This is a genomic window from Butyricicoccus sp. (genome assembly GCF_050872565.1).
GTDB lineage: Bacteria > Bacillota > Clostridia > Oscillospirales > Butyricicoccaceae > Butyricicoccus_A.
In genome coordinates this window covers 1-9,016 of record NZ_JBNMHC010000053.1, presented here as the reverse complement: position 1 = coordinate 9,016, position 9,016 = coordinate 1, and the positions used below count along the sequence as shown (strand labels likewise).

Here is a 9,016-nt window from a genome sequence, read left to right as displayed (position 1 = left end):
GGATGAAGAGCTGCAAGCGGTTGGCAGTTCCTATGAATGGGATGAATTTCAGTCAGGCCCATTGGTCAACGAAGCGGCAGCGGCCGGAGAAATCGACATGGGATTCATGGCAGATCTTCCGGCAATCATTGCGAAGTCTTCGGGTCAGGACATTGAAATTGTTTCTAATGTTGCCTATGGAGAAAAAGGACTGGCTGTCTTGGTTTCTCCAAATTCTGCAATATCCAGTGTTGCTGATCTAAAGGGCAAAAAGGTTGCCTATGCGACAGGTTCATATGCCCAGCATCTCTTGGCACTGCTATTGAGTAAAGAAGGACTTTCCTTGGATGATGTACAATCCGTCAATTTGGGCGCAGGCGATTCTCCGGCTGCTCTGGAATCCGGCGAAGTCGATGCAATTGTCATTTGGGAGCAGTATATTTCTCAGCTGACCAGTGAAGGAAAGGCAAAAGTTTTGGCTGACGGCACGGGCGTAAAGCGCGGCAACATGGTGACGTATTTTACCACAGATTATGCAGAACAGCATCCGGATGTAGTCAAAGCATATATTAAAGCACTGAATCGTGCAGATGAACAGCTGAAAAAGGATCCGGACGGATGCGCAAAAGCGATTGCTTCCGACTTTGGTGTCGATGAGACATTGATGAAGCAGATTATTGGAAACTTTACCTATTTGACCGCATTGACACCGGAGGATATTGCTGAAATCACAGCGGTCAAGGACTTTTCTCTGCAATCCGGTATCATTCAGAATGATGTCGATATGAATACATTTATCAACACAACATATGTGGATGAAGTAAATCAGACCAATACAAACGGGTGAATAAACATGATACCAAAAAAAGAAACCAAACGAGGCATTGAATATTGGGTTTTATATTGCGCGCTGCCGATTGCTCTGATTGTCATTTGGCAGGCGGCATCTTCGGCAGGAATGATTGCGTCATATGCAATGCCATCGCCTCTGAAAATTATACAGACGACCGTACAGTACATAGAAAATGGTCAGCTTGGCAGCAATATTCTTGTCAGTCTGATTCGCGTTCTGGAGGGCTTTGCCTTGGCACTTGTCTTGGCATCCGTACTGGGCGTGCTGGTTGCTATCTTTCCGAAGGTGGAAACATTCACAGAGCTTGTATTACAGATTATTCGTCCAATTCCGCCAATTGCATGGATTCCGCTGGCAATTCTGTGGTTTGGCATTGGACAAAGCTCGAAGGTGTTTATCATCTTCTTAGGCGCTTTTTTTCCGATTTTCGTCAATACAGTAGACGGCATCCAAACCATAGACAGCAAATATTTTGAACTGGCACAGGTATATGAAGTGCCGAAAAAAGAACTGATTCGCAAAATTGTCATCCCCGGTGCTCTGCCGTCTATCATGACGGGGATTCGACTGGGTTTAGGAAATGCTTGGGTCTGCGTTGTGGCGGCAGAAATGATTGGTGCGGTCAGCGGTGTCGGATTCATGCTTTCCAATGGCAGAAGCCTTTCCAGACCGGATATTGTGATTTTGGGTATGCTTCTCGTGGGTATTTTAGGAAAGATCATGGATGATGTGCTGCGCAAACTGCGGGAAAAGCTCATTACTTGGAATTAAGCGAGGCAAAACGATGAAAGAACCAATTGTTTCTATAAAACAGGTAACCAAAACATTTCAGACAAAGGAAAATACAGTAACCGCATTGGAGCAAATCAATTTGTCTGTGGAAGAAGGCGATTTTGTTTCCATTATCGGCGGAAGCGGATGCGGCAAGAGTACGCTGCTGCGCATAATCGGAGGACTGGAGACATCGTATCAGGGCGAGGTTTTAGTAGAAGGAAAACCCGTCTCCGGCCCATCCCGCAAAACCGGCTTTATCTTTCAAGATCATCGACTGCTTCCGTGGCTGACGGTTCGAGAAAATATTCGATTCAGTTTGCCAATCGAACAAAAAACAGATGACGATTGGATCGAAGAAAATCTGAATCTTGTCGGTTTGACCGGCTTTGAAGACGCCTATCCGAGACAATTGTCCGGCGGCATGGCGCAGCGCGTAGCGATTGCCAGAGCCTTGGCGAATAAGCCGAAATTGCTGCTTTTAGATGAGCCGTTTGGAGCATTGGATGCGATCACAAAGGTCCATTTACAAGAACAGCTGCTGAGAATTTGGAAGCAGGAACAAATCACGATGATTATTGTCACACATGATATTGATGAGGCGGTGTATTTGGGCAATCACGTTGTTGTGATGACGCCGCATCCCGGACGAATCAAACGAATTCAAACAGTAGATTTAGGAACACCGCGTCTGCGAACCGGTCCACAGTTTACACAAGTTCGAGACAAGATTTATCATGATTTCTTTGAAGAAACAACGCTCCCGTTTGTGTATACCATTTAAGAAATATAGAAAGAAGGAAATACCATGAGTGAATTAAAGATTTTATCTCCGCAGGAACAGCGGATAGCCTATGAGATTGACCATAAGACCCGGAAATTTGTCCATCCAAATCGAGCGGCAGCGATTTTACAGACCATTCGCGAGCAAAAGCCGCAGATTGATGTAGAACGCGGATTGTATTTTACAGAATCTTTTCGAGAGACAGAAGGTGAACCGCTGATTCTGCGCTGGGCAAAGGCGTTGTATCATTATGCAGAAAAAGCGACCATTTATATTGACGATAATCAGCTTTTGGTCGGACGATGCGGAAAACAGGGACGTTACGGCATTCTGTATCCGGAGCTGGATGGAAATATTTTTCGAGAGGCAATAAAAAAGCTGCCAACGCGAGAAAATTCTCCGTTTGATATTTCAGAGGAAGATGCCCGCATTGTCACGGAACAGATTGCCCCGTATTGGGAAGGAAAAACATTCCACGAGGATTTGGCAAAGGCACTGCCTTCGGAGACAACGAAGCTGACGTATAATCCGGGAAAAGAACTGACTTCGCGATATATCGTAAATGAAACCGCTTCGTTCCGCTCTTCCATTCAGTGGGTTCATGACTATGAAATTGTGATGCAGAAGGGATTTCGCGGCATTCGCGCAGAGATGAAAGAAAAACTCGATCAGCTTGACCCGTACAGCCCGACGGATAACACAGAAAAGAAACCGTTTTTGGAAGCCATTATTCTGACTTGTGATGCCATTGTCCTGTGGGCGCATCGACATGCGCAAAAAGCAGCGCAGTTAGCAACAAAAGAAAAAAATCCGGTCAGAAAGAAAGAGCTGGAGAAAATTGCAGAAATCTGCGATTATGTTCCGGAAAATCCGCCGAGAACATTTCGAGAGGCGATGCAGGCACAGTGGTTTACCCAGATGTTCTCTCGTGTGGAACAGAAAACCGGTACCATTATTTCTAATGGACGCATGGATCAGTATTTGTATCCGTTTTATCAGAAGGATATAGAGGCGGGAATCATTACCGATGATGAGGTGCAGGAGCTGTTTGAATGCATGTGGGTCGGCATGGCACAGTTCATTGACTTGTATTTGTCTGACACGGGCGGTGCATTCAATGAAGGCTATGCGCACTGGGAAGCCGTGACCATTGGCGGACAGACAAAAGAAGGATTGGACGCAACCAATGCATTGAGCTATATTTTGCTCAAGTCCAAACGAGAGTTTCCACTAAATTATCCGGATCTGGCAGCGCGCATTCATGCCAGAAGTCCGAAACAATTTTTGTATGAAGTCGCGGAGACCATTAAAGCCGGTGAGGGCTTCCCCAAGCTGCTCAATGATGAAGATATTATTCCGCTGCTTCTGTCAAAGGGAGCAAACTTTGAAGAAGCCTATGATTATAGTGTTTCCGGCTGCGCAGAGTGCCGGATGCCGAATCGAGATACGTATACCAGTCCGAATGCATATATCAATTTCGCGGCTGCTCTGGAAATGGTCATTTATAATGGCAGAATGAGAAAATATGGAGAAGAACTGCTTGGATTGGAAACCGGACGGTTTGAAGAGTTCCAGACATTTGATGAAGTGCTGCAGGCATTCTTGAAGCAGCAGAGAGAATTTATCAAACATGCATTTATTCAGCAGCACGAGATCATTCGTCTTCGCGGCCAGCACTTTGCCAGCCCGTTGGGCTCTGCGCTGCATAAGCTGTGCAGAGAGACATATACAGACTTGCATCAGCCAAAAATTGAAGGCGGTATTGATCTTGGCTATTTTGAATACATGGGCTTTGCCACAGTCATTGATTCGCTGGCAGCAATCAAGAAGGTCGTTTTTGAAGAACACCGCATCACGCTGGGACAGCTGAAAGAAGCATTGGAGCATAACTTTGAAGGCTATGAAGTGATCCGACAGCTGCTGCTTCATGCACCGAGCTATGGCAACGATACGCCGTATACCGATGAGATTGGCAAGCTGTTGGATAAAGAAGCTCAGGATTTTACACGCAAATACGGCAATGAATTGGGCGTGCATTTAGATCTCCGATTGGTACCGTTTACTTCTCATGTCCCGTTCGGAAAAGTGGTCAGTGCGACGCCAAATGGACGATATGCATTTACCCCGCTGTCCGATGGCTCTAGTGCCTCTCAGGGTGCAGATGTACATGGACCGACTGCGGTATTGCTGTCCAACTATGCGACGAAGAATTATAACTATCGAGAACATGCGGGACGATTGATTAACATCAAGCTGAGTCCGGCGTGCGTCAGAGGAGAAGAGGGCACAGAAAAACTGGTGCAGTTTATTCAGGCTTGGCACGACTTAAAGCTCTGGCACATCCAGTTTAATGTCCTCAATACAGACACCCTGCGAGAAGCACAGAAGCATCCGGAAAATTATCGCAATCTGTTGGTGCGCATTGCGGGATACAGTGCATACTTTACAGAACTGACGAAAGATTTGCAGGATGACATCATTTCTCGTACAGAACATGAAGTGATTTGATATGCAGACAAAAAAGATTCCCTATGTATTTAACATCCAACACTATTCACTCCACGATGGACCGGGCATTCGGACGATTGTCTTTTTGAAGGGCTGTCCGATGCGGTGCAAATGGTGCTGCAATCCTGAATCGCAGCGCACAACACAGGAAATCTCTTATGTACAAAATCAATGTATCGGAGAACAGGCGTGCGGCTTTTGCCGCAGCCTGTGTCCGAAGCAGGCAATCTCGCTCCATGAGACGGCATCGATTGATTTTTCCAAGTGCAGCCAGTGCATGAAATGTGCCGAAGTATGTCCGGCACAGGCGATAAAAATAGAGGGAAAACGATATACCGTTTCGGAACTGTTAGATATTACACAGCGGGACGCTGTCTTTTACGGACACGGAAACGGCGGTTTGACCATCAGCGGCGGAGAGCCCTTGACGCATCCGGAATTTTTGACCGAATTGCTTTGCGGCGCAAAGCAGCGGCGGATACATACGGCAATAGAAACCTGCGGACAAGCGGAATATGCCTCTTTGCATCAAGCGGCGAAATATTTGGATTATATCTTATATGACATCAAGTCCATGAATGCAGAAAAGCATCTGCAATATACGGGATGGAGCAATACGCGGATTCTTTCTAATTTTGAAACGCTGTGTGAAGAATATCCGAATTTGCCGAAAAAAGTGCGGACGCCGATTATTCCGGGATTTAATGATACCGTTGAGGATATACAAGCGATTTTGGATTTTCTGAAAGATAAGCCCAATACGACATACGAACCCTTGCCGTATCATAGCTTTGGCAGAGGAAAATATAAAGCACTGGGGCGTCCGTATGAAATGGGCGATGCCGTTTTAGCACCGGACATTCGGGAAGAAATACTCACATTAGCAAAACAATGGAAGAAAGGAATATAACATAAAAGAGGTTTGTTGCACGAAATGAAACGAAAACAAGAGAAAACAATAGAACGATGGATTACAGTTGGCGTTGTTGCAGCGGTTTTTCTTTTGTGGTATGGGATCACACAGTTTGGCATCGTGTCAACTGTGCTTGTACCGACACCCAAAGCTGTTTGGAATGCGTTTTTAGATATTTTACAAAATGGATATAAGGGATATACGCTGTGGCAGCATTTGGCGGCAAGTATGCAGCGCTTGGCAATTGCCTTTGCCTTGGTGCTTGTGACGGCGATTCCGCTGGGACTGCTCAGCGGATACAATTCCAAAGTGCGAGCATTTTTTGAGCCGATTGTAGAGTTTTACCGTCCGCTGCCGCCGTTGGCATATTATACGATTTTAGTATTATGGATGGGCATTGGCAATGTATCTAAGATTGCCTTGCTCTTTTTAGCAGGATTTGCACCGGTATATATTGCTTGTGTCTCCGGCGTCGTTCGGATTCGAGAAGATTATATCAATGGAGCCAAAACATTAGGTGCAAGCAGCAGACAAATTTTTTTCTATGTGGTGTTTCCGGTAGCACTCAGCGACATTTTTACCGGCGTGAGAACAGCGCTGGGTGTGGAATACACGACATTGGTTGCGGCAGAAATGGTGGCTGCGGCTTCCGGCATCGGCTGGCTTGTATTGGATGCGAGCAATTACCTGCGCAGTGACATTATTTTCTTTGGTGTTATTTTGATGGGCATTACGGGTATTTTGCTCGATCAGATCATTCGATTGGCTGAGAGAACCATCGTACATTGGAAGGGAAAATCGTAAAATGAAAAAGAAATTCAGAGTATTGGGATTGACATTGGCGGCTGTGCTTTTTGCAGGAAGCCTATCCGGCTGCGGCGGCGAAAAAACTGCCGGTGCAAGCGGAGCCGGAGATCAGGCACAGACAATCAATATCGGAACCATGGATTTGGTCAATGGCGACTTGATTGCGCGGAAAGAAAAATTTTATGAAGATTCGTTGGGCGTAAACGTCAATCTTGTAACGTTTAGTTCCGGCAAGGATGTAAACACGGCATTGGCATCCGGCAGCATAGATGTCAGCGAATTAGGAACCTCTCCGACAGCACTCGGCATTTCCTCTGGATTGTCATATACCGTTATTGGCATCGGAGACATCATCGGTTCAGCGGAATCCTTGGTTGTGAAAAAAGATGCCGGCATTCAGTCTATAAAAGATCTCAAAGGAAAAAAGATTGCCACGCCGTTTGCATCGACAGCACATTACAGCCTGCTGAATGCGCTGAGTCTGTCCGGCGTAAATGCATCCGATGTCAATCTTTTGGATATGGAGGCAGATGATATTTGGGCAGCATGGCAGCGCGGAGATATTGACGGCGCATATATCTGGTATCCAGTGCAGGATGAACTGCTGAAAGATGGCGGCGTAGTCATTACGGGAAGCGACAAGCTGGCAGAACAGGGCGTTGTAACGGGAGATTTGCTCGTAGCACGCAATGATTTTGCAAAGAACCATCCAGATTTAGTGGTTAAGTACTTGCAGGCACTGTTAAAAGCGAATGATGTGTATTTCAACCAGCCGGAAACAGCATATGCTGATATTGCATCAGTTTTGGGAATCTCACAAGAAGACGCGCAGAGTCAGGCTGCACAATTTACTTGGCTGAATGTAAAACAGCAATTGTCAGAGGAATATTTAGGAAGTGATATGGCAAAAACACTGAAGGACACGGCAGATTTTCTCGTAGGACAAAAGAGCATTTCGAGCGCACCGGATCTTCAGACGTTTCAGAACGCTATAGATACTTCGTACTTAGAAAAGGCGGCAAACAATGAATGAAAAACAATATCCGATACCATATGAGACGACAAATGAATTGGTATCTGTGGAAAATATTCATGTTCAAGACGAACAAGAGCAGATTGCGATTCACGGCGTAGACTTGAACTATGAGGGCAAAAGCGGACCGGTTCAGGCATTGCAGAACATTACCTTTAATATTTTTCGAGGAGAGTTTGTGTGCGTGCTTGGCCCGTCTGGATGCGGAAAAAGCACTCTTTTAAAAATCATTGCGGGATTCATTCCGCCGACTGCGGGCTCTATTCGATTGGATGGAGAAGAAATCAAAGGAACCGATTGGCATCGTGGTGTCGTATTTCAAAATCCGCCGCTATATGATTGGTTTTCTGTTCGAGAGAATGTCGCATTTGGTCCGAAAATGCGTGGTCTGCCAAAGAAGGAGTACACGCAGCTGGCGGATGAATATTTGGATAAAGTTGGTTTATCTGAATTTGCAGACAAGAAGATTTATGAGTTGTCCGGCGGCATGAAACAGCGCGTATCTATTGCACGTGCATTGGTCAATAATCCGGAAATTCTTTTGATGGATGAACCATTTGGTGCATTGGATGCGCTGACGCGCGAAACGGTGCAGGATCTGACACGAAAGATTTGGTGGGAAAGCGGCAAGACGATTTTCTTTATCACCCATGATGTAGAAGAGGCATTGCTGCTTGGCTCTCGGGTTATTGTGCTAAGCAAGCATCCGGGGCGCGTGATTGCGGATATTCCGCTTTCCTTTTCTCGCCAGATTGCAGAAGGGGCGGACACGGACATTAAATTCACACCGGAATTTTACACCTACCGGGAAAAATTACTTCGATTGATTAACAGACAAGGAGAAGAAACATGAGCACACAGGAGTTAAACAAGCAAGAAACATTGGAGTATGATAAGCTGTACAATCAGCATCCGTGGATGACAGGAAAGGCATCTCCGATTGCTGTAGAACGAGCAGACGGCATTTATTTCTGGGATTATGATGGCAAGCGGTACACGGATATGGGCAGTCAGCTGACCAATGTGAATCTTGGCTATGGAAATCAGGAGATTATCTATGCTGTAAAAAAACAACTGGATATTCTGCCGTATGTCGCACCGAAGTTTGCTTCAGGTCCAAGGGCGCAGCTGGCGAAAATGCTCATTGATTTGGCGCCGGATAACATGCAAAAGGTATTTTTTGCTTTGGGAGGTTCGGATTCTAACGAAGCGGCGATCAATATGGCGCGTACTGTGACCGGTCGCAGCAAAATCTTTTCTCGCTATCGCAGCTATCATGGCTCTACGCTTGGTTCCGGCAATTTATCCGGTGATCCGCGCCGATTTGCTTTGGAAAATCCGGCAGCCAATGGATTTATTAAGTTTTTT

9 protein-coding genes are annotated in these 9,016 nt (G+C 45.9%); all 9 read left to right on the top strand.

Annotated elements, in window-relative coordinates:
- Positions 1 to 826 (top strand): aliphatic sulfonate ABC transporter substrate-binding protein (locus tag ACR0P9_RS03940; RefSeq protein WP_432617531.1); only part of this gene is annotated, 826 nt, incomplete at its 5' end.
- 6 nt (positions 827 to 832) lie between these two features.
- Positions 833 to 1,603 (top strand): ABC transporter permease, encoded by a 771-nt coding sequence (locus ACR0P9_RS03935; protein ID WP_432617530.1) that lies wholly within the window; start codon positions 833 to 835, stop codon positions 1,601 to 1,603.
- Between the two features lie 13 nt (positions 1,604 to 1,616).
- Positions 1,617 to 2,387, top strand: a complete 771-nt coding sequence (locus ACR0P9_RS03930; RefSeq protein WP_432617529.1) for an ABC transporter ATP-binding protein — start codon at positions 1,617 to 1,619, stop codon at positions 2,385 to 2,387.
- A gap of 24 nt (positions 2,388 to 2,411) precedes the next feature.
- Positions 2,412 to 4,895, top strand: coding sequence for a (2S)-3-sulfopropanediol dehydratase (gene hpsG, locus ACR0P9_RS03925; RefSeq protein WP_432617528.1), 2,484 nt, complete (start codon positions 2,412 to 2,414; stop codon positions 4,893 to 4,895).
- A 1-nt stretch (position 4,896) separates the two neighbouring features.
- Positions 4,897 to 5,805 carry a glycyl-radical enzyme activating protein gene (locus ACR0P9_RS03920; protein WP_432617527.1) on the top strand — a complete coding sequence of 303 codons (909 nt, stop codon included), beginning with the start codon at positions 4,897 to 4,899 and terminating at the stop codon, positions 5,803 to 5,805.
- A 24-nt stretch (positions 5,806 to 5,829) separates the two neighbouring features.
- Positions 5,830 to 6,612 carry an ABC transporter permease gene (locus ACR0P9_RS03915; protein ID WP_432617526.1) on the top strand — a complete coding sequence of 261 codons (783 nt, stop codon included), beginning with the start codon at positions 5,830 to 5,832 and terminating at the stop codon, positions 6,610 to 6,612.
- A gap of 1 nt (position 6,613) precedes the next feature.
- Positions 6,614 to 7,648 carry an aliphatic sulfonate ABC transporter substrate-binding protein gene (locus ACR0P9_RS03910; protein WP_432617525.1) on the top strand — a complete coding sequence of 345 codons (1,035 nt, stop codon included), beginning with the start codon at positions 6,614 to 6,616 and terminating at the stop codon, positions 7,646 to 7,648.
- Complete coding sequence (locus ACR0P9_RS03905) at positions 7,641 to 8,501, top strand: ABC transporter ATP-binding protein (RefSeq protein ID WP_432617524.1); 861 nt, start codon at positions 7,641 to 7,643, stop codon at positions 8,499 to 8,501. Before ACR0P9_RS03910 ends, ACR0P9_RS03905 begins: the two co-directional genes overlap by 8 nt.
- A partial coding sequence (locus ACR0P9_RS03900; protein WP_432617523.1) for an aminotransferase class III-fold pyridoxal phosphate-dependent enzyme occupies positions 8,498 to 9,016 on the top strand: 519 nt, incomplete at its 3' end. The genes ACR0P9_RS03905 and ACR0P9_RS03900, both read left to right, overlap by 4 nt.

Excerpts from the sequence above, each read along its gene's own strand:
- ACR0P9_RS03920 (WP_432617527.1), top strand. The coding sequence starts at position 4,897 with ATGCAGACAAAAAAGATTCCCTATGTATTTAACATCCAACACTATTCA.
- ACR0P9_RS03915 (WP_432617526.1), top strand. The coding sequence starts at position 5,830 with ATGAAACGAAAACAAGAGAAAACAATAGAACGATGGATTACAGTTGGC.
- ACR0P9_RS03910 (WP_432617525.1), top strand. The coding sequence starts at position 6,614 with ATGAAAAAGAAATTCAGAGTATTGGGATTGACATTGGCGGCTGTGCTT.
- ACR0P9_RS03930 (WP_432617529.1), top strand. The coding sequence starts at position 1,617 with ATGAAAGAACCAATTGTTTCTATAAAACAGGTAACCAAAACATTTCAG.
- ACR0P9_RS03905 (WP_432617524.1), top strand. The coding sequence starts at position 7,641 with ATGAATGAAAAACAATATCCGATACCATATGAGACGACAAATGAATTG.
- ACR0P9_RS03935 (WP_432617530.1), top strand. The coding sequence starts at position 833 with ATGATACCAAAAAAAGAAACCAAACGAGGCATTGAATATTGGGTTTTA.
- hpsG (WP_432617528.1), top strand. The coding sequence starts at position 2,412 with ATGAGTGAATTAAAGATTTTATCTCCGCAGGAACAGCGGATAGCCTAT.